This is a genomic window from Sphingomonas sp. Mn802worker, from assembly GCF_000382485.1.
In the GTDB taxonomy this organism is placed as follows: Bacteria; Pseudomonadota; Alphaproteobacteria; order Sphingomonadales; family Sphingomonadaceae; genus Sphingomonas.
Genome location: NZ_AORY01000011.1, coordinates 89,523 through 113,710, shown reverse-complemented (window position 1 = coordinate 113,710; position 24,188 = coordinate 89,523). Strand labels below are relative to the sequence as shown.

The 24,188-nt window shown below is 66.1% G+C and carries 22 protein-coding genes; 17 read left to right on the top strand and 5 right to left on the bottom strand.

Features of this window, described 5'->3' with window-relative positions; all coding sequences use genetic code 11:
* Positions 1-19: 19 nt before the first annotated feature.
* The 13 genes from SMN802W_RS18255 (at position 20) to SMN802W_RS0109155 (ending at position 13,789) form a co-directional block, all read left to right on the top strand.
* On the top strand, positions 20-544 hold the full coding sequence (locus SMN802W_RS18255) for a hypothetical protein (RefSeq protein WP_156818806.1): 525 nt from the start codon (positions 20-22) through the stop codon (positions 542-544).
* A 2-nt stretch (positions 545-546) separates the two neighbouring features.
* Positions 547-2,541: an NADH-quinone oxidoreductase subunit NuoG gene (gene nuoG, locus SMN802W_RS0109210; protein WP_019516617.1), complete on the top strand. Its 1,995-nt coding sequence runs from the start codon at positions 547-549 to the stop codon at positions 2,539-2,541.
* Complete coding sequence (gene nuoH, locus SMN802W_RS0109205; RefSeq protein ID WP_019516616.1) at positions 2,538-3,584, top strand: NADH-quinone oxidoreductase subunit NuoH; 1,047 nt, start codon at positions 2,538-2,540, stop codon at positions 3,582-3,584. The genes nuoG and nuoH overlap by 4 nt, the downstream gene beginning before the upstream one ends.
* Position 3,585: 1 nt before the next feature.
* Complete coding sequence (gene nuoI, locus SMN802W_RS0109200; RefSeq protein ID WP_019516615.1) at positions 3,586-4,071, top strand: NADH-quinone oxidoreductase subunit NuoI; 486 nt, start codon at positions 3,586-3,588, stop codon at positions 4,069-4,071.
* A 61-nt stretch (positions 4,072-4,132) separates the two neighbouring features.
* On the top strand, positions 4,133-4,744 hold the full coding sequence (locus tag SMN802W_RS0109195; RefSeq protein WP_019516614.1) for an NADH-quinone oxidoreductase subunit J: 612 nt from the start codon (positions 4,133-4,135) through the stop codon (positions 4,742-4,744).
* 8 nt (positions 4,745-4,752) lie between these two features.
* Positions 4,753-5,067 (top strand): NADH-quinone oxidoreductase subunit NuoK, encoded by a 315-nt coding sequence (gene nuoK / locus SMN802W_RS0109190; protein WP_037523803.1) that lies wholly within the window; start codon positions 4,753-4,755, stop codon positions 5,065-5,067.
* Positions 5,068-5,074: 7 nt separating this feature from the next.
* Entirely contained in the window at positions 5,075-7,207 is a 2,133-nt protein-coding gene (nuoL, locus tag SMN802W_RS0109185) for an NADH-quinone oxidoreductase subunit L (protein WP_019516612.1), read from the top strand.
* A 10-nt stretch (positions 7,208-7,217) separates the two neighbouring features.
* Entirely contained in the window at positions 7,218-8,771 is a 1,554-nt protein-coding gene (locus tag SMN802W_RS0109180; protein WP_019516611.1) for an NADH-quinone oxidoreductase subunit M, read from the top strand.
* Positions 8,771-10,231, top strand: a complete 1,461-nt coding sequence (gene nuoN, locus SMN802W_RS0109175; RefSeq protein WP_026325946.1) for an NADH-quinone oxidoreductase subunit NuoN — start codon at positions 8,771-8,773, stop codon at positions 10,229-10,231. The genes SMN802W_RS0109180 and nuoN overlap by 1 nt, the downstream gene beginning before the upstream one ends.
* A 23-nt stretch (positions 10,232-10,254) precedes the next feature.
* Complete coding sequence (locus SMN802W_RS0109170) at positions 10,255-10,965, top strand: biotin--[acetyl-CoA-carboxylase] ligase (RefSeq protein ID WP_083925690.1); 711 nt, start codon at positions 10,255-10,257, stop codon at positions 10,963-10,965.
* Positions 10,966-10,974: 9 nt separating this feature from the next.
* Positions 10,975-11,769 (top strand): type III pantothenate kinase, encoded by a 795-nt coding sequence (locus SMN802W_RS0109165; protein WP_019516608.1) that lies wholly within the window; start codon positions 10,975-10,977, stop codon positions 11,767-11,769.
* A gap of 99 nt (positions 11,770-11,868) precedes the next feature.
* The gene (locus SMN802W_RS0109160) at positions 11,869-13,509 is read left to right on the top strand and encodes a ribonuclease J (protein ID WP_019516607.1); all 1,641 of its coding nucleotides are present in this window, start codon (positions 11,869-11,871) and stop codon (positions 13,507-13,509) included.
* 4 nt (positions 13,510-13,513) lie between these two features.
* Positions 13,514-13,789, top strand: coding sequence for a DUF1467 family protein (locus SMN802W_RS0109155; RefSeq protein WP_019516606.1), 276 nt, complete (start codon positions 13,514-13,516; stop codon positions 13,787-13,789).
* A 78-nt stretch (positions 13,790-13,867) separates the two neighbouring features.
* Here SMN802W_RS0109155 and SMN802W_RS0109150 read toward each other — a convergent pair whose 3' ends face one another.
* On the bottom strand, positions 13,868-16,144 hold the full coding sequence (locus SMN802W_RS0109150) for a hypothetical protein (RefSeq protein ID WP_019516605.1): 2,277 nt from the start codon (positions 16,142-16,144) through the stop codon (positions 13,868-13,870).
* Positions 16,145-16,293: 149 nt separating this feature from the next.
* Between SMN802W_RS0109150 and SMN802W_RS0109145 the strand changes: the two genes are divergently transcribed.
* Genes SMN802W_RS0109145 through SMN802W_RS0109130 form a run of 4 tightly spaced genes read left to right on the top strand, consistent with a single transcriptional unit; the run spans position 16,294 to position 20,268 of the window.
* Positions 16,294-16,593, top strand: coding sequence for a hypothetical protein (locus tag SMN802W_RS0109145; protein WP_019516604.1), 300 nt, complete (start codon positions 16,294-16,296; stop codon positions 16,591-16,593).
* A gap of 55 nt (positions 16,594-16,648) precedes the next feature.
* Positions 16,649-17,815 carry a hypothetical protein gene (locus SMN802W_RS0109140; protein ID WP_019516603.1) on the top strand — a complete coding sequence of 389 codons (1,167 nt, stop codon included), beginning with the start codon at positions 16,649-16,651 and terminating at the stop codon, positions 17,813-17,815.
* Positions 17,816-17,851: 36 nt separating this feature from the next.
* The gene (locus SMN802W_RS16790) at positions 17,852-18,934 is read left to right on the top strand and encodes a DUF2336 domain-containing protein (RefSeq protein ID WP_019516602.1); all 1,083 of its coding nucleotides are present in this window, start codon (positions 17,852-17,854) and stop codon (positions 18,932-18,934) included.
* Positions 18,931-20,268 (top strand): sensor histidine kinase, encoded by a 1,338-nt coding sequence (locus SMN802W_RS0109130; RefSeq protein WP_019516601.1) that lies wholly within the window; start codon positions 18,931-18,933, stop codon positions 20,266-20,268. Before SMN802W_RS16790 ends, SMN802W_RS0109130 begins: the two co-directional genes overlap by 4 nt.
* A gap of 66 nt (positions 20,269-20,334) precedes the next feature.
* On the opposite strand, the gene SMN802W_RS0109125 is transcribed toward SMN802W_RS0109130, so the two are convergent.
* The 4 genes from SMN802W_RS0109125 to gltX all read right to left on the bottom strand — a co-directional run bounded on the left by SMN802W_RS0109125 (position 20,335) and on the right by gltX (position 24,176).
* On the bottom strand, positions 20,335-21,075 hold the full coding sequence (locus SMN802W_RS0109125) for an SDR family oxidoreductase (RefSeq protein WP_019516600.1): 741 nt from the start codon (positions 21,073-21,075) through the stop codon (positions 20,335-20,337).
* A gap of 113 nt (positions 21,076-21,188) precedes the next feature.
* Positions 21,189-21,335, bottom strand: a complete 147-nt coding sequence (locus tag SMN802W_RS0109120) for a hypothetical protein (protein WP_193378584.1) — start codon at positions 21,333-21,335, stop codon at positions 21,189-21,191.
* 61 nt (positions 21,336-21,396) lie between these two features.
* Positions 21,397-22,680 carry a citrate synthase gene (locus SMN802W_RS0109115; protein WP_019516598.1) on the bottom strand — a complete coding sequence of 428 codons (1,284 nt, stop codon included), beginning with the start codon at positions 22,678-22,680 and terminating at the stop codon, positions 21,397-21,399.
* Between the two features lie 26 nt (positions 22,681-22,706).
* The gene (gene gltX / locus SMN802W_RS0109110; protein ID WP_019516597.1) at positions 22,707-24,176 is read right to left on the bottom strand and encodes a glutamate--tRNA ligase; all 1,470 of its coding nucleotides are present in this window, start codon (positions 24,174-24,176) and stop codon (positions 22,707-22,709) included.
* Positions 24,177-24,188: the final 12 nt, after the last annotated feature.

The window sequence follows — 24,188 nt, the reverse complement described above, 5'->3', positions numbered from 1 at the left end:
GATTCGGTACACGCGGACGATGGCAAGCTGTTTGTTAGAGAAGGCTGGTCCGGGTGTCGCCGAGTACCTGAATAATTATGCAAGCCAGCCTGGGTTGACGTCCTCGCTGCAAGCTAAACTGCCGGCGTGTTTTGATCGGGTCGCCTATGCGGGTCAGATGAAGTTGAGTGTAACGCTTTTCCAAGAAGCGCTGTCAGAGGCTCTTTTGAGCGCAGAAGCGAACTTTGCTGTTCCTACCCGCGATAAACTCGCCGCCGGCACGTGGATGACGAGCGACGTGCCGCATCGTGTCGTTCAGGAGATGGCGACCTGCCTCGTCGAGCGCGACCGCGTCACCTCTACCGCGCTGGTCAAGTCCGAGCCTGCTTCGCCGCAGGAGGCTGCGGCGTTCCAGACGCTCATGCCGCTGATCTCGCAGTGCCTGATTCGTGGTACGACCTTGACGAGCAGCCGTGCGGGATTGCGTTTGGCGCTAGCCGCGGCGGTCTATTACCAGAATTTGAGCACGCCGTCGGCTTCGGCGGCTGTTTCCGAGAAGAAGTAACCATGCCCAAGCTGAAAGTAGACGGGATCGAGGTCGAGGTGCCTGCCGGTGCCACGGTCCTTCAGGCGTGCGAGATTGCGGGCAAGGAGATCCCGCGCTTCTGCTATCATGAGCGACTGAGCATCGCGGGCAATTGCCGCATGTGCCTGGTCGAGGTGAAGCCCGGCCCGCCCAAGCCGCAGGCGTCGTGCGCGCTGCCCGCCGCGGACAATCAGGAAGTGTTCACCACCACGCCGATGGTGAAGCATGCCCGCGAGGGCATCATGGAATTCCTGCTGATCAATCACCCGCTCGACTGCCCGATCTGCGATCAGGGCGGCGAGTGCGACCTGCAGGACCAGTCGGTCGCCTACGGCCGCGGGCGCTCGCGCTTCGCCGAGAACAAGCGTGCGGTGACCGAGAAGTACATGGGGCCGATCGTCAAGACGATCATGACCCGCTGCATCCAGTGCACGCGCTGCGTCCGTTTTGCCGAGGAAGTCGCGGGCGTGGAGGAGATCGGCGCGATCTATCGCGGCGAGAACATGCAGATCACCAGCTATCTCGAGGAGGCGGTGACGAGCGAACTGTCGGGCAACGTCGTCGATCTGTGCCCGGTCGGCGCGCTTACAGCCAAGCCCTACGCCTTCGAGGCGCGGCCGTGGGAGCTGCGCAAGACGCTGTCGATCGACGTGATGGACGCGGTCGGCACCAACATCCGGCTCGACGCACGCGGGCGGCAGGTGCTGCGTGCGGTACCGCGCGTCAACGACGACGTGAACGAGGAGTGGGCGACCGACAAGACGCGCCACGCGGTCGACGGGCTGGTGCGCAAGCGGCTCGACCGTCCGTACGTGCGCCGCGACGGCAAGCTGCACGCGGTTACGTGGGACGAGGCGTTCGCAACCATCGCCTCGGTCGATCACGGCGGCTCGGTGGCGGCGGTCGCGGGCGATCTGGTCGACTGCGAGACGATGTTCGCGGCCAAGGCGCTGCTGAACGAACTGGGCGAGGCCAGGTTCGAGGGTCGGCAGACCGGCATGGACTATGACACGTCCAGCCTCGCGGCGGTGAACTTCAACACCACGATCGCAGGCGTCGAGGAAGCGGACGCGATCCTGCTGGTCGGCACCAATCTGCGCTGGGAAGCCGCGCTGGTGAACACGCGCGTGCGCAAGGCGATCAAGCGCGGCGCGAAGGTGTTCGCGATCGGACCCGAAACCGAGCTGACCTACAAGGTCGAGTGGCTGGGCGACGATCTGTCGATCCTGGGCGACTTGCCCGAGGCAGTCACGAACGCGTTCGGCAAGGCCGAGCGGCCGATGGTGATCGTCGGCGGTGCGGCGCTGAAGGGCGCGCACGGCGCGGCGCTGGGGCTCGTCAACAGCCTCAACCTGGTGCGGGACGGCTGGAACGGCTTCAACGTCGTCCACATGGCGGCTAGCCGGATGGGCGGGTTGATGCAGGGCTATGCATCGAAGGGCGGTATTGCCGACCTGCATGATGCGAAGCTCGCCTTCTTCCTGGGCGCGGACGAGTGCGATTTCTCCAGGTTCAGCGGCTTCAAGGTGTTCGTGGGTCACCACGGTGATCGCGGCGCGCACCACGCCGATGTGATCCTGCCGGGCGCGAGCTACGCCGAGAAGTCGGGCACGTTCGTGAACCTCGAGGGTCGTGTGCAGCGCGGCGAGCGCGCCGGCTTCCCGCCGGGCGACGCGCGCGAGGACTGGGCGATCTTCCGCGCATTGTCGGACAAGCTCGGCAAGACGCTGTCGTTCGACACGCTCGAGGAACTGCGCGCTGCGATGGCACTCGACTGCCCTGATCTGGCGACGCTCGGGCTCAGGACGTTCGCGTGGAACCCGCCGTCGCTCGACGCCACCGCATCGGGGCGGATCGAGGGCTATCCGATCAAGGACTTCTACCTCACCAACGCGATCTGCCGCGCATCGCCGACAATGCAGCGCTGCTCGGCGGAACTGATCCACGGTGAGAGCTTCGCGGAGGCAGCGGAGTGACCGGCTTCTTCAACACAACGCTGGGTCTGTCGTACGGCTGGTCGTGGTTCCTGGCGACGATCATCGGCATTCTGGTGATCGCGCTGCCGCTGATGCTGGCGGTGGCGATGATCATTTACGCCGATCGCAAGATCTGGGCGGCGATGGCGCTGCGTCGCGGCCCTAACGTCGTCGGCCCTTTCGGGCTGCTGCAGAGCTTCGCCGACGGTCTGAAGGTGTTCCTGCAGGAAACGATCGTCCCTTCGGCGGCAAACCGTGGGCTGTTCCTGCTCGCGCCGATCATCACCTTCACGGTCGCGCTGATCGTCTGGGCGGTGGTGCCGTTCCAGCCGAGCGTGGTGCTCGCCAACATCAACGTCGGGTTGCTCTACGTGCTCGCGGCGTCGTCGCTCGGCGTTTACGGCATCATCCTGGCGGGCTGGTCGTCCAACTCCAAATACCCGTTCTTCTCCGCCATTCGCGCCGCGGCGCAGATGGTCAGCTACGAAGTCGCAATCGGCTTCGTGCTGATCTCGATCGTGATGTGGGCGGGGACGTTCAACCTGACCGGGATCGTCGAGGCGCAGAAGGGGCTGTACGGCTTCATCAACGGCTTCGCGTTCAATCCGCTGCTGTTCCCGATGTCGGTGGTGTTCCTGATCTCGTCGCTGGCGGAGACGCAGCGGGCGCCGTTCGATCTGACCGAGGCTGAGTCGGAGCTCGTCGCCGGTTACCAGACCGAGTACAGCTCGATGAGTTTCGCGCTCTACTGGCTGGGCGAGTACGCCAACGTGCTGTTGATGTGCACGCTCAACGCGACGCTGTTCTGGGGCGGGTATCTGCCGCCGTTCGACTGGGCACCGTTGTATTTCGTGCCGGGTATCATCTGGCTGTTCGCCAAAATCCTGTTCTTTTTCTTCGTGTTCTCCTGGATCAAGGCGACGGTGCCACGTTACCGTTACGACCAGCTGATGCGGCTGGGGTGGAAGGTGTTCCTGCCGCTGTCGCTGTTCTGGGTGTTCCTGGTGTCGGGCGTGCTGATGTTCATGCGCGTGGGGATTTGAAATGAGTATCGCGCAGACGATCAAGTCGTTCACCTTGTGGGAGTTCGTGAAGGCGCACGCCCTCACGCTGAAGTATTTCTTCAAGCCCAAAGCGACGATCAACTATCCGTTCGAGAAGAACCCGCTGTCACCGCGTTTCCGCGGCGAGCACGCGCTGCGTCGCTATCCGAACGGGGAGGAACGCTGCATCGCGTGCAAGCTGTGCGAGGCGGTGTGCCCGGCGCAGGCGATCACGATCGAGGCCGAGCCGCGCGACGACGGCAGTCGCCGCACGACGCGCTACGACATCGACATGACCAAATGCATCTACTGCGGCCTGTGTCAGGAAGCGTGCCCGGTTGACGCGATCGTCGAAGGTCCGAACCTCGATTTCGCGACCGAAACGCGCGAGGAGCTGATCTACGACAAGGCCAAGCTGCTCGACAACGGCGACCGCTGGGAACGCGCAATCGCCGCGAACCTTGCCGCCGACGCGCCGTACCGTTAAGCGCGCGCCAAGACCGACAGCCGCCAAAATCGACAGGCACCAAAGGGGCTCGTAGAATATCGTGATCCAGGCGCTCGCCTTTTACCTGTTCGCGCTCGTCGTGCTGCTTTCGGGCGCGCTGACGATCCTGTCGCGCAATCCGGTCCATTCCGTGCTGTGGTTGATCCTGGCGTTCTTCAACGCCGCCGGCCTGATGGTGCTGGTGGGGGCGGAGTTCATCGCGATGCTGCTCGTCATCGTCTATGTCGGCGCGGTCGCGGTGCTGTTCCTGTTCGTTGTCATGATGCTCGACATCGATTTCGCGGAGTTGAGGGCAGGGTTCGTGCGCTACGCGGCGCTCGGCCTGCTGCTGGCGGTCGCTTTGGTCGCGGAAATCCTGATCGGCGTCGGCGCGTGGAGCGCGGGCGGGATCAATCTCGCGCGGCGCACGGCGCCGACCGATGCCGCGGTCCCGAACATCGAGGCGATCGGGCAATTGCTCTACACGCGCTACCTGTTCATCTTCGAGGGCGCGGGGCTGGTGTTGCTGGTCGCGATGATCGGCGCGATCGTGCTCACCCACCGTGAACGGTCGGGCTCGCGTTATCAGAACATCGCGCGGCAGAATGCGCGTCGTCCACAGGACGCGACGCGCAACGTGCGGCCCGAGATCGGGCAGGGAGTGCAATTGTGAGCGGCGAAATCGCGGGCGGCGTTGGCCTCGTCCATTATCTGGTCGTGGCGGCGCTGCTGTTCACGATGGGGGTGCTGGGCATCTTCCTCAACCGCAAGAACATCATCGTCATCCTGATGGCGATCGAGCTGATCCTGCTGGCCGTGAACATCAACCTCGTCGCCTTCTCGGCCGCGCTGCATGATCTGGTCGGTCAAGTGTTCGCGATGTTTGTGCTGACCGTAGCAGCGGGCGAAGCCGCGATCGGGCTCGCCATCCTGGTCATCTTCTTCCGTGGTCGCGGCTCGATCTCGGTCGACGATCCCAGCCGGATGAAGGGATAAGACGTCCGTGCACTCGATCCTCTTCATCGTCTTCCTGCCGCTGGTTGCGGCCGCGATTGCCGGGCTGGGCAATCGCTCGCTCGGCGTAGTGCCGGCGAAGGTCATCACAACCGGCGCGCTGTTCGTGTCGTGCCTGCTGTCGTGGCCGATCTTCATCGGCTATCTGAGCGGCAGCGCGGAAGCGACCGTCACGCCGGTGCTGCACTTCATCACCTCGGGCACGTTCGACGTCTCGTGGGCGCTGCGCGTCGACGCGCTGACCGCGGTCATGCTGGTCGTCATCACCAGCGTCTCCGCGCTCGTCCACCTGTACTCGTGGGGGTACATGGCGGAGGACCCGGATCAGCCGCGCTTCTTCGCCTATCTGTGCCTGTTCACCTTCGCGATGCTGATGCTCGTGACCGCCGACAATCTGATTCAGATGTTCTTCGGCTGGGAAGGCGTCGGCCTCGCGAGTTACCTGCTGATCGGGTTCTGGTTCCGTAAGCCCAGCGCCAATGCGGCCGCGATCAAGGCGTTCGTCGTCAACCGTGTCGGTGACCTGGGCTTCATGCTGGGCATCTTCGGCACCTATCTGGTGTTCAACACCGTCTCGATCCCGGCGATCCTCGCCGCCGCGCCGTCAATGGCAGGGTCGACGATCGGATTCCTGTGGTTCCGCGCCGACACGATGACGGTGTTGTGCCTGCTGCTGTTCGTCGGCGCGATGGGCAAGTCGGCGCAACTTGGTCTTCACACCTGGCTGCCCGACGCGATGGAAGGTCCTACCCCGGTGTCGGCGCTGATCCACGCCGCGACGATGGTGACCGCGGGCGTGTTCATGGTGTGCCGCCTGTCGCCGATGTTCGAGACCAGTCCGACAGCATTGGGTTTCGTCACCTTCATCGGTGCGGCGACCTGCCTGTTCGCGGCCACGATCGGCACGACGCAGACCGACATCAAGCGCGTGATTGCCTATTCGACCTGCTCGCAGCTCGGCTACATGTTCTTCGCCGCCGGCGTCGGCGCGTACGGCGCGGCGATGTTCCACCTGTTCACGCATGCCTTCTTCAAGGCGCTGCTGTTCCTGGGCGCGGGTTCGGTGATCCACGCAATGCACCACGAACAAGACATGCGTTATTACGGCGGCCTGCGTAAGGAGATCCCCGTCACATTCTGGGCGATGCTGCTTGGTACGCTCGCGATCACCGGCGTCGGCATCTACGGGATCGGCGGGTTCGCGGGTTATCACTCGAAGGATGCAATCATCGAGGTGAGCTGGGCGGCAGGATCGCCGGTCGCGTCGATGGTCGGCGTGTTCGCTGCGCTGCTGACGAGCTTCTACTCGTGGCGGCTCATGTTCCTCACCTTCTGGGGCAAGCCGCGCTGGGCCGCGTCGGAGCACATCCAGCACGCGATCCACGACGCGCACGCGCATGGGCATGACCACGCCGGGGATAAGACGCATGCGGCGGATCACGAGGTGCATGAGCACGGCAAGCAGGCCGAGCATCATCACGGCGACGTCGCGCACGAGGATGCCGGCCACACACCGCATGTCGAGACGCGCGGGTTCAACGAAATTCCGGTCGGCACCGGCGGGTACCACCCGCACGAAAGTCCGTTGCCGATGCTGATCCCGCTGATCGTCCTGTCGGTCGGCGCAGTGGCTGCTGGCTTCACCTTCCACGGCTGGTTCATCGAGCCGGATGCGGGTGAGCGGTTCTGGAAGGGCGCGATCGCGTTCAACGAGCATCTGATGCACTCGATGCACGGCGTGCCGTTGCTGGTGAAGCTGTCGGCGACGATCGTGATGCTGACCGGGCTGCTGATCGCCTGGGCGAGCTACATCCGCTCGCCGTCGACGCCGGCGAAGGCCGCGGACACGTTCCAGCCGATCTACCGCTTCCTGTTGAACAAGTGGTACATCGACGAGCTCTACAACTTCCTCTTTGTCCGGCCCGCGTTCGCGATCGGGCGCCTCTTGTGGCACAAGGGCGATGAGGGGACGATCGATCGCTTCGGTCCGAACGGATCGGCGTGGCTGGTCCAGGTCGGCAGCCGCATGGCGGGGCGCGTCCAGACGGGATATGTTTACACCTATGCTTTTGTCATGCTGATCGGGCTGACCGCCGCGGTCACCTGGGCGATCGCGGGTTGAGGGCGGCACGATGAACGGCTTCCCCATCCTTTCCGTCATGCTCGCGGTGCCGGCGATCGCCGCCGTCGCGTGCCTGTTCCTGTCGGCACAGACCGCGCGGTTGACCGCGCTCGGCGCGACGCTGGTCAACCTGGCGCTCGGCGTCGTGCTGTGGCTCAACTTCGACATCGGCGGCGCGCAGTGGCAGTTCGTTGAGAGCGCGCCGCTGTTCGGCCGCTTCGGCTGGGCGCTGGGTATCGACGGCTATGCGCTGTTGCTGATCGCACTAAGCGTGTTCCTGATGCCGATCTGCATCGGGGCGAGCTGGCACGCGATTCAGAAGCGCGTGCCCGAATACATGTCGGCGTTCCTGTTCACCGAAGTGCTGATGATCGGCACCTTCGCGGCGCAGGACATCTTCCTGTTCTACATCTTCTTCGAAGCCGGCCTGATCCCGATGTTCCTGATCATCGGCATCTGGGGCGGCGCGAACCGCATCTACGCGTCGTACAAGTTCTTCCTGTACACGCTGCTCGGCTCGCTGCTGATGTTCATCGCGATGCTGTACATGAGCATCACCGCGAACACGACCAGCATTCCGGTGCTGATGGCGTACGACTTCCCTGCGCACGTGCAGACGTGGCTGTGGCTCGCCTTCTTCGCGTCGTTCGCGGTCAAGATGCCGATGTGGCCGGTCCACACCTGGCTGCCCGACGCGCACGTCCAAGCGCCGACCGCGGGCTCGGTGATCCTGGCGGGCGTGCTGCTGAAGCTAGGCGGCTATGGCTTTCTGCGCTTCAGTTTGCCGATGTTCCCCGAAGCCTCGGCGCAGCTGACGCCATTAATCTTCGGCCTCAGCGCAGTGGCGGTGATCTACACCAGCCTCGTCGCGCTGGTGCAGGCCGACATGAAGAAGCTGATCGCTTATTCGTCGGTCGCGCACATGGCGATCGTGACGATCGGACTGTTCGCGTTCAATGCGCAGGGTATCGAGGGCGCGATGATGGTCATGCTGGGCCACGGCCTGGTGTCGGGCGCGCTGTTCCTGTGCGTCGGCGTGATCTACGACCGGCTGCACACGCGTGAGATCGCGCGCTACGGCGGTCTGGCGATCAACATGCCACGCTACGCGATCTTCTTTCTGCTGTTCACGATGGCGTCGATCGGCCTGCCGGGCACCAGCAACTTCGTCGGCGAGATCCTGAGCCTGATGGGGGCGTATCAGGTGTCGACCTGGACCGCGCTGTTGTGCACGACCGGCATCATCCTGGGTGCGGCATACATGCTGTACCTGTATCGCCGCGTCGTGTTCGGCGAGATCAAGTCGGACGAGGTCCGCGCGATGCCCGACCTGTCGCGCCGCGAACTGTGGCTGCTCGCACCGATCGCCGCAGTGGTGCTGTGGATGGGCGTCTACCCTGAAAGCTTCCTCGCGCCGATGCGCAAGGACACGCAGGTGCTGCTCGCGCGCATCAATCGCGCGCAGCCCGCAGGCGACAGCAAGCCGACGCGCGGCACCGGCATCATTCCGTCGGCGCATGCCGAATCTGCCCACGACAATCCGGCGTCCGGGGAGGCGCATTGATGGACTATGCTTCCCAACTGGCCATGACCCTGCCCGAGGTGATCCTCGCGGTCGGTGCCATCGTGCTGATGCTCGTCGCGGCCTGGGGTGGGCCGGCGTCGACCAAGGCCGTGTCATGGGCCGCGGTCGCGGTGCTTGCGGGTGCGCTGATCGCGCTTGTCGGCCCGGCAACTTCGGGTGGTGAGGCGTTCGGCGGCCTGTACCGCGCCGACGGCTTCGCCGGTTTTGCGAAGGTGCTGATCTTCATCGCCGCGGCCGTCGCGATCGTGATGGCGCCCGATTTCTTTGCGCGGACCGCGGGCGACAATCTTCGGCCCGAATATCCGGTGCTGATCCTATTGTCTGCGGCGGGCATGGGGATGATGGTGTCGGCGGCCGATCTGCTGACCCTTTATGTCGGTCTCGAACTGCAGAGTCTCTCGGCTTACGTGCTTGCCAGCTTCATGCGGCAGGATGCGCGCTCGGCAGAGGCGGGGCTCAAGTACTTCGTGCTCGGCGCACTTGCCTCGGGCATCCTGCTTTACGGCATCAGCCTGGTCTACGGCTTTACCGGGTCGACGATGTTCAACGAGATCGCAGGCGCTTATGCGGCGACCCCGTTGTCGGGCGAGGCCAAGTCGTACGGGCTGCTGTTCGGGCTGGTGTTCGTATTCGCTGGGTTGGCGTTCAAGATGTCGGCGGTGCCGTTCCATATGTGGACGCCCGACGTGTACGAGGGCGCCCCGACCCCGGTGACCGCGTTCTTCGCCTCCGCGCCGAAAGTCGCCTCGGTCGCGCTCGGCGTCCGCGTGGCGGTGGAGGCGATGGGGCCGGCCGAGGGGCAGTGGCGGCAGATCGTGATCTTCGCGGCACTCGCCTCAATACTGCTCGGCGCGGTGGCGGCGATCGGGCAGCAGAACATCAAGCGACTGCTCGCTTACTCGTCGATCAACAACGTCGGCTTCGCGCTGATCGGTCTGGCGGCGGGAACGCCCGAGGGTGTCGCGTCGGTGCTCAACTACATGGCGATCTATATCGCGATGACGCTGGGCAGCTTCCTGGTCGTGCTGCAGATGCGCGACGCGGACGGTCAGCCGGTCGAGACGATCGCGAGCCTGTCGGGGCTGTCGCGGACGCGCCCGGCGCTCGCCGCGGCGCTGGCGATCTTCATGTTCAGCCTCGCCGGCATCCCGCCGCTGTTCGGCTTCTACGCCAAGTTCGAGGTGTTCTACGCTGCGGTTCAGGCGGGGCTGTTCCCGCTGGCGGTGTTCGGCATCGCGTTCAGTGTCATCGGTGCCTATTACTACCTGCGCGTCATCAAGACGATGTACTTCGATGAGCCGGTCGCCGAGTTCGGTCGCGGTGATGCGCTCGAGGGCGGGCTGATCGCGGTGGCCGCCATCATCGTCTCGCCGCTCGGCTACCTTGCGATCCCGCTGCTGTCTGGCTGGACGCTGGCTGCGGCACGAGCATTGTTCTGATCTCCACGCTGACAGGTCCGCGCATCATCTCGGTCCCGGAAACGGGATCGACCAACGCCGACCTGCTACGGATGGCGGAAGCGGGCAGTGCCGCGGAAGGTGTGTGGCTGCGCGCCGATCGTCAGATCGCCGGGCGCGGGCGGCTGGGGCGGGACTGGTCGTCGCCGGTCGGTAATCTCTACGCGAGCACGATCGTCACCGTGCGTGGCGACGATCCGTCCGCGCCAAGCCTCGCGCTGGTCGCGGCGGTCGCGCTCGACGAGGCGATCGGTGCCGTTCTGCCTGATACGGCTCGTCGCAAACTCACGATCAAATGGCCGAATGATCTTTTGATCGGTGGCGCAAAGGTGTCGGGCATTTTGCTCGAACGCGCTGGTGCCCACGTCGTAATCGGCATGGGCGTGAACATCGCACATCACCCGGACGTGACCGACCGGTTAACAACGAGCCTTCATGCTCAAGGCGCAAACGTCGAAGTGTCAGCGTTCGCAGAGCGGCTCGCCGGGTTGATGGCAGCATGGCTATCACTGTGGCGCTCACACGGTCTCGCTTCCGTGATCGCGCGCTGGTGCGAGCGGGCGCATCCGATTGGTGCGCCGCTGCGCGTGCGCCTGCCGGACGGTGGCGAGCAGGCAGGCGTGTTCGACGGGCTCGACGCTCAGGGTGCGCTGCGGTTGCGCTTGGAAGACGGCGGTACGCGTGTCATCCACGCCGGCGACGTGTTCCTGGTCTAGGAGGAAGCCATGCTGCTCGCGATCGATGCCGGCAACACCAACGTGGTCTTCGCGCTGGTCGAGGTTACCGCGGAGGGGCGTGAGATCCGCGCACGCTGGCGGATCGCGACCGACCCGCGGCGTACGGCGGACGAATATGCGGTGTGGCTGAGCCAGCTGCTCACGCTTGAAGGGTTTTCGCGTGACGACGTGTCGGCGGTCGTCATCTCGACCGTGGTCCCGCGTGCCCTCCACAACCTGCAGGTGTTGGCGAGCAAGTATTTTGGCGGCGACGCGCTGATCGCAGGGCGTGTGCCGCTCGAATGGAGTGTGTCGATTGACGTCGACGAACCCGCGTCGCTGGGTGCCGACCGCGCGGTGAACACGATCGCGGCGCACGCGCTCCACGCGGGTGACCTGATCGTGATCGACTTCGGCACCGCGACGACCGTCGACTTTTCCGACTACAAGGGCGCGTACAAGGGCGGGATCATCGCGCCGGGCATCAACCTGTCGCTCGACGCACTGGTCGCTGCCGCCGCCAAGTTGCCGCGCATCGCGATCGAGGCACCGGCGGTGAACAGCGTCATCGGGCGCAACACCGTCGACCAGATGAACATCGGCATCTACTGGGGCTATATCGCGATGATCGAGGGCCTGGTCGCGCGGATGAAGGCCGAGGTCGGCCGCCCGGTGAGGGTGATCGCGACCGGTGGGCTTGCCGCGCTGTTCGAGCGGCACACGGACGTGTTCGATGCGATCGAGCCCGACCTGACGATCCAGGGGCTGGCGATCATGTGGCAACGCGCCCATATAGATCAATGAAATCGGCGCCGGGGCCGCTACCCGGAAACAAGTGAAAGTCGCGCTTTTGAGCTACCGTTCGACCATGCGTCCGAGCGGAGCGGCGCGTGAAGGACAAGAATGACACCGAAGAACAACGAATTGCTTTTCTGCGCGCTCGGCGGATCGGGCGAGATCGGGATGAACGTCAACCTCTACGGCCACGCCGGCAAATGGGTGATGGTGGATTGCGGCGTGACTTTCGCCGATGCGGGCTTTCCGGGCATCGACGTGATCTTGCCCGACCTGCGCTTCATCGAGGAGCAGATCGACAATCTCGTCGGCCTGGTGCTGACGCACGGGCATGAGGATCACATCGGCGCGCTGCCGTATCTGGCCGAGGATCTGGGCGTCCCGCTCTATGCGACGCCGTTCACCGCCGGACTGATCCGCGGGAAGCTTGAGGAAGAGCGGATCGACGACCGCGTCAAGATCAAGCTAGTCGAGGCGAACAAGGCATTCGACGTCGGTCCGTTCAAGATCACGATGGTGCCTTTGGCGCACTCAATCCCCGAGGCGAACGGCTTGGTGATCGAGACCAAGGCCGCGCGGGTGTTCCACACCGGCGACTGGAAGCTCGATGCGACCCCGCTGATCGGCAAGCCCTCGACACCCGAGGAACTGCGCGCGATCGGCGACAAGGGTATCGACGTTTTGGTGTGCGATTCGACCAACGTGTTCAACGCCGAGGCGTCGGGCAGCGAGGCGGATGTGCGCCGCGGCATCGCCGAGACGGTGGCGAAGGCGAAGGGCCGCGTGCTGGTCACCTCGTTCGCGTCGAACGCGGCGCGGATCGCGACGCTGGGCAAGGTGGCGGAAGAGACCGGGCGCAAGCTGGCGGTTGCGGGCCGCTCGCTCGACCGGATCATCCGTGTGGCACAGGCGACGGGTTACCTCAAGGACCTGCCGAACCTGATCGACGCCGAGACCGCGATGCGGCTGCCTCGCAACAAGGTGCTGGTGATCGCGACGGGCGGGCAGGGCGAGCCGCGCGCGGCGCTGGCGCGCGTCGCTGAAGGCACGCACCCGATCAAGCTCGACGAGGGCGATACGGTGATCTTCTCGTCGAAGCAGATCCCCGGCAACGAGGTCGCGATCGGGCGCATCCAGAACCAGCTCGCTGCCAAGGGTGTCGAGATGGTGACCGAGAAGCAGGCGCACGTGCATGTCTCCGGTCACCCAGGCCGACCCGAGCTCAAGTCGATGTACGAGTGGATGCGGCCCAAGGCGCTGATCCCCGTGCATGGTGAGATGCGCCACCTGAAGGAGCAGGCGCGCTTCGGGCTGGCGAACGGCATTGCGCGCGCGCTGGTGCAGACCGACGGCGACATCGTGCGGCTGGCGCCGAACGGACCGGAGAAGATCGGGATTGCGCCGGTTGGGCGGCTGGTGCTCGACGGCGACGTTATTCTGCCGTCGAACGGCAGCACGATCAACGAGCGTCGCCGGATCGCGGTCAACGGCCAGATTTCGGTTGGGATCGCGGTCGATCGTAACGGCCGCGCGGGCGGCGTGCCCGACGTGCGTGTACAGGGCGTGCCGGTCGAAGAAGAGCGTGAAGCGTTCCTTGAGGATGCGGTCGCCGCTGTCAGCGAGGCAATGCGCGGTAGCCCGCGCGACCGCGAGAAGCTGCGTGAGCAGGTTCGCCTGGCGGTGCGCCGCGTTGCGACGCGCTGGACCGGCAAGAAGCCGGTCATCGACGTGGTCGTCGTTCAGGTCTGATTCGATGCGCTGGACCTCGATGCTGGCGATCTACGTCCTGTTCTGGGCGTTCTCTGTTTTTCTCGTCCTGCCGTTCGGGGTGAAAACCTCGGCGGAGGCGGGGGCGGAGCATGTGCCGGGAACGGCCGAGAGTTCACCGCACGAGTTCTCGCTGAAGAAAGTGGTTGTGCGCACGACAATCGTCGCGACGATCCTGTTCGCGCTGTTCATCGCCAATTACGAGTTCGGCTGGGTAGACGCCGGTTCGCTCGACTATTCCGACGCTGCCAACGCGGTGTGACGGGCGCGGCGCGCTTGATGCGCCGCTGATCGCTTTCCAACTCGGGCTGACCAACAGGCCGTCCTCGTTGAAAAGGTTCTACCGCAACCGTTCGATCGCTTGCGCCAGCGCGACGTAGAGTTTGCCCATGTCCGAGGACAGCAGCGTCACGCCCAGCGGTGAAGAATCACGCTGCGTCAGGATGGTGCGCAGCATCGCTTCGAAATCGTGGATGTAGCGGTTGACCTGATCGCGGAAAGTCGGCTGCTCGTCGTACAGATGTGCGATGTCGCGCTGCTCGGCGGCATCGAGCAGGCGGACGGCACGGCGCGTGAAGACCCCGCGATCACCCTTCAGATACGCCGCCCAGGCGCTGTCCGACACGTCGGGTGCGAGCGTGCGGGTCAGGTCGATCGAGGCGGAGTTGAGTTGCTCGATCAGCAGCGACGCGCGGCGTGCGAAGCTGTCCTGCTCGACGCGATCGCGGTGCTGCTGCTCCTCGGCCAGACGCGTGTCGACGCGCGCGGCGGCGGCGTCGATGACGGCGATCTGCTGTTCCAGTCGCTGCGTCGCGCGGGCCGCGGCCTCGACTGCGGTCTCGGCAACCGCAGACACTTGCGCCAGTTGCGCCTCGACCCCGTTGGTGACCGAGCGGTGGAGCGCGTCGTTGCTGGCGGCCTGCAGCGCCTCGGCAGCCTCCGGAATGACTTGCGCCAGCGTGTCGCGCGCGTGGTCCGCGGCAGCGGCGGCCGTGTCGCGCACGCGCATCAGCGCCTCGATCAGCCGCGGCGCGGCTTCCTCGGCGAGACGATGCGCACGCTCGGTTGCCTCGTCGACGGTGTGGCCGATCGCGTCGGCCTTGGCGCGGCCGCTGGTGAGTGCGTCGAGCAGGGTGCCGGTGAGCGCATCGACGGTACGGCGCTGTTCCGCAATGACCTGCGCGATCGCCTCGATTGCGCCATGCGTGCTCTCCGCCGCGGTGACGAGTGCCAGCAATTCGGGGCGTGCGGCGACGACGACCGACTGGCTGGCAACGATGCGGGCGTCGAGCCGGTCGATCGCCTCGGGCAGGGTCTCGTCGATCTCACGGGTGGCAGCGTCCAACGCGGTGAGCAGCGTCTCGGTCGTTCCGATCGTGCGTGTGGCGAGTTGGTCGCCCGATTGCAGCGCATCGCCCATCGCCTCGGCCGAGCTGGTCAACGCGCTGATCGAGGCGGCAAGCTGCTGCGCACGCTCGGTGCCACTCAGGTGCAGCGCCTCGATCCGGCGTTCGTTTCGGCGCAGACTGTCCTCAAGCGCGGAGAACAGCTCCTCACCGACGCCGCGCTGGGCGTCCAGTCGCCGTGCGATCCGCTCGATCACCATTTCGACCAGCTCGATCCGCTGGGTCAGCGCTTCCGCACTTTCGCGCGCGGCCTGGTCGAGTGCAACCTGGCTGGTTCCGATCAAGGCCAGCATCGCCTCGCCCTGAGCGGCGATGCCCTTGCGCGATTCGTCGATCGCGGTGGCGGTCCGATCGAGCAGCGCATCGACCGCCGCCGCAGCGTGCGAGGTGACCGTCTCCAGCCGTGCGCCGGCCGTCTCGCTGGTCGCTTCCATGCGGCGGATGTGCGCGGCAAGCTTCTCCGCTGCGCCACCTGCGACCGTCTCCGCTTCGCGACCGCGCGCGGTCAACGCCGCGATCTGCGCGTCGAGCGCCGCGGCTCGCTCGCCCGCGGTCAGCCCGGCGTGCTCGATCGACTGGGTCAGCGCCTGCGTCTCGGCTTGGGCATGGGGCAGGCCATTGAGCAGCGTCGAGAGGCTTGCCTGTGCGGTCGAAGCAGCGTCGGCGAGCGCGCGGGCGTGAACGTCGGCCTGATCGATCTCCTCTGACAGCCCGCGCCCGATCGAGGCGAGGCGTGCGGTCGCTGCATCGCCGGTCGCCGCGAGCATCCGGACCTGCTCGGCGAGTTGCGCGCGCTGTTGATCGATGACGAGGCCGAGCGCTCCGACGGTCGATTCGAGCGCTTCCGCCTCCAGCCGCATCGCGCGCGCGCTGGCGCCGAACCGCTTCGCCTCTGCACGACTGGTGCGGAGTGCGAGCAGCCACGCAACGCCGGCAGCGATCGGGCCGAGCAGCGCGGCAGCAGCGATCTGCGCGATCTCCAGCGGGATCGAGACGCGGTCCCAGGCGAGCGCGATCAGCGCGCCGACCCACAAGGTGGCAAAGACGCCGAGCAGCCACGGCATCATTGTGCGCCAGGCCGGTTCAGGTTCGATACCGTCGCCGAAGGTCGCGTCGGTGTTCTCGCTGGGCTCATGCCAGTCTGTGGCATAGGTTTCGACCGGCGCATCCTGCTCGATCTCGAGCCCGCTGCGCTGCATGTCGTCGGACATGCGTATTCCGATGATTGACGGCCCCCCGTTCATGATCGACGGCTTACCACGTTTGTGGCGCGGCGAAAGCGGTTCGCGACGGAGCGTGCGGCGGAACGCGTTCGGGGCCACGAACGTCACGTTAACGTGGTGCGGTCAATAGCTGGTGGATGGCCTATGATCCGGGCGCGATCGATCATGCACTGTCGGCGGCGGTCGGGAACGATCCCGCGCTGATCGCCGACCTGCGCGCGGCGTTCGGCGACAGCGCGCGGGTGGCGCTTCATGCGCTCGAACAGGCCGGCGATGATGCAGGCTGGCGGACCGCATTGCTGCGATTGCGTGGGTTGGCGGCGAGTTTCGGCGCGGTCCGGCTCGCCGCGCTGGCGAGCGAGGCAGCGGATGCCAGGGTTGGTGACGCCCCCGCGCTGCGGCTGATCCGCCGCAACATCGATCGCCTTCAACGCTAAATCGGACGTCGGAAGGCGGGTTGCCCGCCGCAGGATGCCGCCGTAACTGCCACGGATGCTGGCTGGCTTGCTCTTTGCGACACGAGAGGCGACCGATCGTTCGGGCACGCTGACCGCAACGCTGCCGTTCGCCGCCGCGACGCTGATCGAATATCAGGCGCGGTTGCTGATCGCCGCGGGCGCGTCTCAGATCGTTGTCATCGTGTCGCGCCTCACGCCCGAGTTGATCGGCGCACTGGCGCGGATCGGCAAGCGCGGGGTGGCGGTCGACGCGGTGCGGAGCGCAACCGATGCGCTGGGCAAGCTGCACCCGCTCGCGCGCGTGTTGTTGATCGCCGATGGTCTGGTGACCAGCGAGCCTGTGGTGAATGCGCTTGCCGTGGAGCAGGACGACACGTTGCTGGTCGTGCCCGAGGCGGCGGCCGGCACGGAGTTCGAGCGGATCGGCGGCGGGGTCGCCTGGGCTGGACTGGCGCGGATGGATGCGCGACGGCTGGGTGAGGCGGCCGGCATGCCCGCCGATTACGATCTGCAATCGACCCTGCTCCACGTTCTCGCGCAGGCGCGCGCGGCACGGATCGAACTGCCTGCGCATACGATCGCGCAAGGCCATGGGATCGAGCACCGGGCTAGTGCGCTCGATCAGCGCGGCCGTGCGATGCTGGCAGCGTCGATGGCGACGCGGCCGAGCTGGTTCGATCGCGTGATCCTGCGCCCGATCGCGCGACTGGCGGTGCCGGAGGTCGCACGTCGTGGCGTCGCGACGATGGCGGTGGCTGGCGTCGCGGGCGTGCTGGCGTCGTGCGGGCTGGTCGGCGTCTGGTCGGGCTGGCGCGCGTCGGGGCTTATCGTCGTGCTGCTAGCGACGATCGTCGGTGAGCTTGCCGGATCGCTCGCGCTGTTCCGCGACGAAGCGGAGGTGTCGCGCGGGTTGTCGATCGCGGCGCTGGCCTGTCCCGCGCTGGCATTGCTGTTGCTGGGAAAGGGGCTGGGCTCGGTCGCACTGCTGCTTGGCGTGCAGACGGTGGTGGCGGGCGGTCTGTCGGAGCGCGCGACGCAGCCGGCGACGCGTCGCCGCTGGTGGGGCGGGGCGCCTGCCTATCTGGCGATCGTGACGGCGGGGACGCTGCTTGGCCTGCCGATCTGGGGGCTTGCGGCAGCGGCGATCTACTCCACCGCGACGGTTGGCGGCGCGATCGAAGCGTTGAGGGTTCAGGCTTAGCGCCCCTTTAACGAAGCCGCGCTAGACAATGGCACCATGTCGCTTTCCCCTTCCTCGCCGACGGATACGACCGCAGCGGAGCTGGCGCTCCGCGCTGCGGCCGCCGAGCGGCGCGCCGGTCGTCGGCTCGGCGCCGCGATCGAGGATTTCTTCCGGGTCGAGCAGGACCGGCTCGACGATCGCGCGCGCGCGTTGATCAGCGCGATGGTCGAGGCGAGTGTCGCCGCGATCGAGCATGATGTCGGCGCGGCTGCGGCCCGCTTGCTCGCCGGGCGCGGCGACAGCGCGGCGGCGAAGGCGCTTGCGACCGGCAACGCGGGCGTGCTCGCGCGGCTGATCGAGTCGGGATTGCTCCGCGACCGCGCGCTGATGGACGAGATCGTCGCGCAGGCGCGGGTCGACCTGATCGACGAGGCGCTGATCAGCAATCGCGCGCCCGGCGTCACCACCGGGCTGCTCGCACGGCTGCGCGACCACGCCGACCCGATGATTCGCGACGCGGCGATCGATTATCTGCTCGCCGAAAGCCGCCGCCGCGCTCCGATCGAGGAACGTCGCGCCGAACTGCCCGCCGAGTTGCACCATCAGTTGGTCTGGTGGGTGGCAGCGGCACTGCGCGAGCGGCTGGGCGGCGTCTCCGCCACGGCCGACCGCGCGCTGGTCGATGCCGCAATGCAGCGGATCGCGCATTTCGATGGCGCCGCGGGTACGATCATCGCCGCGCATCGCCTCGCCGCCGCGATCGACGCCGATGTCGAGCGGCTGCCCGGATTGTTGATCGAGGCGTTGACCGAGGGGCGGCTGACGCTGTTCGCGGCGTTCCTGGCGCATGCGCTCGGGATCGAGATGGACGAAGCGCGCGCACTCGCACTCGAGCCCGACGGCGAGCGGCTGTGGATCGCCCTGCGCGCGCTGCGCATGGAGCGCGACGTGCTCGCGCGCATCGGCTGGGCGCTGGGTGAAGCCGATCGATCGCGCGATGTCGAGGCGCTGCCGGAGGCGATCGACGCCGCGGCGGGGGTGCAGCCCGAGCAGGCAGGCGCGGTGATCGCGCCACTGATGCTGACGCGCGATTTCCGGCAGGCGGTGCGTGCGCTGTCGATCGGTAGCGCTGCGTGAGCGAGCCTTTGATCCTGCACGCGCGGCTCGACCGCGAGGACCGGCTGATCGACGCCGACGAGGGCTTCGGCGCGATCAACGAGCGCGCGGGCGGACACCGCGGGCAGGTGCTGGCGGTGCCGCAGTTCAACACGCTGGCGCGGCTTGCGCGGCGACTGCGTATCCTGATCTCGCGCGGGGTGACGATCGCCGATGGCGAGATCGATCTCGATTGCTGGATCAAGGCGACGCCGGGCGATGGCGGCACCTCGCTCGCGGTCTCGGTGCTGCGGGAGCGGCCGGCGTGGCGGACGCCGACCAGCGCGAACACGGTCGCCGCCCTGCCGCCGCCGCCGGGTGCCGACTGGCAATGGGAGGTCGATGCCGAGTTGCGGGTCACGCGAATCGATGAGCAGGCGGGCGTACGCCACGGCTTCGACGCGGTTGCGGCATTGTCGCGCCCGCTGACGCGGTTGTTCGCGATGGAGCCGGACGAGCGCGGCAACGTCATGATCCTCGATGCGGTGGCGGAGCGGGTCGACTTCGACCGGCAGGTGGCGACGATCCGCGAGAGCGGCGTCCGCGTGTTCCTCGCCGGATCGGTCAGGCGTGATCCGCTTGGCGGGTTCGACGGCTTCGTCGGCGGCACCTATCTGCTCGACGAGGCACCGCCAGAACCGGTTGCCGAGACGTTCAACGCGCGCCTCGACCAGGTGCTGCGCGGGCCGCTTGGACGGATCGTCGCCAACGCCGACAGCATCAACGCCGCCACCGACGGCTCGATCGATCCGCATTACGCCGACTACGCCGCCGATATCGCCAGCGCGGGACGGCACCTGCTGGGGCTGGTCGACGATTTGGTCGACTTGGAGGCAATCGAGCGCGAGGACTTCACGGTCGAGGATGACGCGATCGACCTTGCCGATGTCGTGCGGCGAGCGGCGGGGCTGTTGCAGGTGCGCGCGGCGAATGCGGGCGTGACGATCGACCGCGATGGGCTGGACGCGGCGCTGCCCGCGCGCGGCGAGTTCCGGCGCACGCTGCAGATCCTCGTCAACCTCATCGGCAATGCAGTGCGCTACTCGCCCGAAGGCGCGACGATCTGGCTTCGCGCGCAACGCGACGGCGACCGCGCGGTTGTGATCGTCGCCGATCAGGGCAAGGGTATCGCGCAAGGCGACCAGGCGCGCATCTTTGAAAAGTTCGAGCGCGTCGATGCGAACGAGGCAGGCGGTAGCGGCCTTGGGCTCTACATCGCGCGGCGTCTGGCGCGTGCGATGGGGGGTGACCTGACGGTCGACAGCGACGTCGGCATGGGCGCGCGCTTCCTGCTGTGGTTGCCGGCGGGGGCGTAGGATCACTGCTACATCTCTGATGTGAGTTGCGCTGTGAGCGGTTACGCCTGTCAGTCGAACATTCCGCTACGCGCTCCAACCGCCGTCGATATTATATGTGGCTCCGGTGACAAAGCCAGCTTCGGGGGATGCAATGTAGGCGACCAGCCCCGCTACCTCTTCAGTTGTGCCGTGCCGGGGAATGGCCAACGGGCTCCGATTGATTGACGCATCCGGGCCATTGGCTGGATTGCGTTCCGTGTCGATAGGACCCGGCTGGACAAGGTTTGCCGTTATTGCCCGTGATCCTAAATCGCGCGCCAGCCCGCGGATCATACCGCCAAGAGCCGCCTTGCTCGCGAAATACAGGGTTCCGCCTGCTCCCGGCATCCTATCGGCGACAATGCTGCCAAGGATGATGATCCGACCGCCGTTCGTCATTACTAAGGCGGCCTTCTTTGCAGCAAAGAATGGCGCGCGTACGTTCACCGCCAAAATCTGATCGAACGCGTCATCAGCATAGCTTTCCAGCGGCCCGACGATCGCTGTTCCGGCTACGCTCACAAGAACGTCCAGCCGGCCGAGCGCGTCTATAATCTCGTCCATCGCGCGATTCAGCGCGGCGACGTTGCTTACGTCAGCTTGGATCAAGACAACTGTCTTACCTTGGCTGCGCAGCTCGTCGGCAAGACCTTCCGCGTCACCGACACGGCTTCGATAGATAATGCCTAAGCAGGCACCATCGGCCACCATCCTGCGACTGATGGCCGCGCCGATGCCACGCGTTCCACCAATGACGAGCACGACCTTTCCGTCGAACGCTCCCATTTAACAGCTCGGGCGCGAACTGTTCTGCCTGAGCAGGGACAACACAAGGGCAACGAAGTGGCAGGATCGTGAATAGGTCAGCAAAGGCGTCCTGCGAGCGATCTCGACCAACGTCATCGCCGCAAGCGCCGCGCCAGCAGGACCATCAGCAACCCCGCCACCGCCAGTGCTGCACCGTAGTCGGCCCAGACGCGCTGGTCGAGCATGAAGCTCGACGCGGGCCAGTGGATCAGGCCGCGGCCCTGGCCGATCCATAGCACGCCCATGAGCGTGCAGAGCACACCCAGGCCGAGGAGAGCCGGCCGGAGCCGCTGCACGCGTTTAGCGCTCGCCGGCGGGGACGTAGCTGCGCTGCGTCGGGCCGGTGTAAAGCTGGCGCGGGCGGCCGATCTTCTGGTCGGGGTCGGTGATCATCTCGTTCCACTGCGCGACCCAGCCGACCGTGCGCGCAAGTGCGAACAACACGGTGAACATGCTGGTCGGGAACCCGATCGCAGACAGGATCACGCCCGAGTAGAAGTCGACGTTCGGGAACAGCTTCTTTTCGATAAAATACGGATCGTTGAGCGCGATCTCTTCCAGCTTCAGCGCGGTCTCGAACACGGGATCGGAGACGTTCAGCGTCTCAAACACCTCACGCACGGTCTTCTGCATCACGGTCGCGCGCGGGTCGTAGTTCTTGTACACGCGGTGGCCGAAGCCCATCAGGCGGAACGGATCGTTCTTGTCCTTCGCGCGCGCGATGAACTCGGGGATGCGATCGGGCGTACCGATTTCGTGCAGCATGTTGAGCGCGGCCTCGTTCGCGCCGCCGTGCGCCGGACCCCACAGGCAGGCGATGCCCGCCGCCATGCACGCGAACGGGTTCGCGCCCGATGAGCCGGCGAGACGGACGGTAGAGGTCGACGCGTTCTGCTCGTGGTCGGCGTGTAGGATGAAGATGCGATCCATCGCCCGCTCGATCGCCGGGTTCACCTCATAGGCTTCCGCCGGCACGCCGAAGGTCATGCGCAGGAAGTTGCCGGTGTAGGACAGCGAATTGTCGGGGTAGAGGAACGGCTGACCCACCGAATACTTGTACGCCATCGCCGCGATCGTCGGAATCTTCGCGATAAGGCGGTGCGATGCGATCATGCGCTGCTGCGGATCGTGGATGTCGGTCGAATCGTGATAGAAGGCCGACAGCGCGCCGACGACGCCGCACATGATGGCCATCGGGTGCGCATCGCGGCGGAAACCCCGGAAGAAGGTCGCCAGCTGCTCGTGCACCATCGTGTGGCGGCTGATCGTGTGGTTGAAGCCCGACAGCTCGTCCGCCGACGGCAGTTCGCCGTTCAGCAGCAGATAGGCGACCTCCATGAAGCTCGACTTCTCGGCCAGTTCGCCGATCGGGTAGCCCCGGTGAAGCAGCACGCCTTCGTCACCGTCGATATAGGTGATCTCGGAGCGGCACGACGCGGTCGAGGTGAAGCCCGGATCGTAGGTGAAGGCACCGGTCTGGCCATAAAGCTTGCGAATGTCGACCACGTCGGGGCCGACCGATCCCGAGAGCACGGGATAGTCGAAGTTCTTGCCCGCCAGATCGAAGGTGGCTGTGTCGGTCATGATCGTCTCCTGTCAGGCCCAAGGGCTTATGCGTTGCCGGGTGTATGATCCGCGATCCGCGCCAGGCTTTCCTCGCGTCCTAAAAGGACGAGTACGTCGAAGATGCCCGGCGACGTCTTGCGTCCGGTTAGTGCGACGCGAAGCGGCTGGGCCACCTGTCCGAGCTTCACGCCCGCGTCTTCGGCGACCTGCCGCACCGCGGCCTCTGCGGTCTCCGTATCCCAGTTGTGCACTGCGTCAAGCGCTGCGTGGAGCCGGGCGAGCAGCGCCGGCGCGTCGCCGCCGACCAGCGGGGCCGCAGCATCGTCGATGGCAAGCGGGCGCTGGGCAAACAGGAACGCGGCGCCATCGACCAGCTCGTTGATGTTCGCCGCACGGGGCTTGAGCGCGGGCATCGCGGCGACGAGCGTCTCGCATCGCGTGTCCTCGTCCGCAAAGCCAAGCTTGTCGGCGACCAATCCGGCGAGGCGAGCATCGTCGGCAGTGCGGATGTAATGACCGTTGAGGTTCTCGAGCTTCTTGAGGTCGAAACGCGACGGGCTCTTGCCGACACCCGAGAGGTCGAACCAGCGGATCGCGTCGTCGCGCGCGATGATCTCGTCGTCGCCGTGACCCCAGCCGAGGCGGAGCAGGTAGTTGTCGAGCGCCTCGGGCAGGATGCCGAGTTCGTCGCGGTAGGCCTCGATCCCGACCGCGCCGTGACGTTTCGATAGCTTGGCGCCGTCCGAGCCATGAATCAGCGGGATGTGCGCATAGACCGGGTCTGGCCAGCCACCCTCGATCGCGTCCATCGCACGGTAGATCGGCAGCTGGCGGAAGGCGTTGTTGAGGTGATCGTCGCCGCGGATGACGTGCGTCACACCCATGTCGTGATCGTCGACGACGACCGCGAGCATGTAGGTCGGCGTGCCGTCGGAGCGGAGCAGGACCATGTCGTCGAGCTCGGCATTCTGGACGGTCACCGCACCCTGCACCTGATCGTGGATAGTGACCGCGCCCTCGGTCGGCGCCTTCAGCCGGACCACGAACGGCTGGTCTGCAGGACCGTCGCTGCGGTCGCGCCAGGGCGAGCGGATACGCAGCGGCTTCTTCGCCGCCTGTGCCTCGGCGCGCATCGCGTCGATCTCACCCTGGGTCATGTAGCAGCGATAGGCGTGACCGTGCTCGACCATCGTTTGCGCGACGGCGGCGTGGCGGTCGGCGCGCGCGAACTGGAAGACCTCATCGCCATCCCAATCGAGCCCGAGCCAGCGCATCCCGTTCAGGATGGCGGCAATCGCAGGCTCGGTCGAGCGCGCGCGGTCGGTATCCTCGATCCGCAACCGGAACGTGCCGCCGTGGTGGCGCGCGTAGAGCAGGTTGAACAGCGCGGTGCGCGCGCCCCCCAAGTGGAGGAAACCGGTCGGCGACGGCGCGAACCGGGTGACGACCTTCGGCGTGCTCGGGTTCGCGTCGGCGCGTGCCGCGGGGGCGTCGGAGTTGGTGGTTGCGCTCAAGCGCGCTTGCTC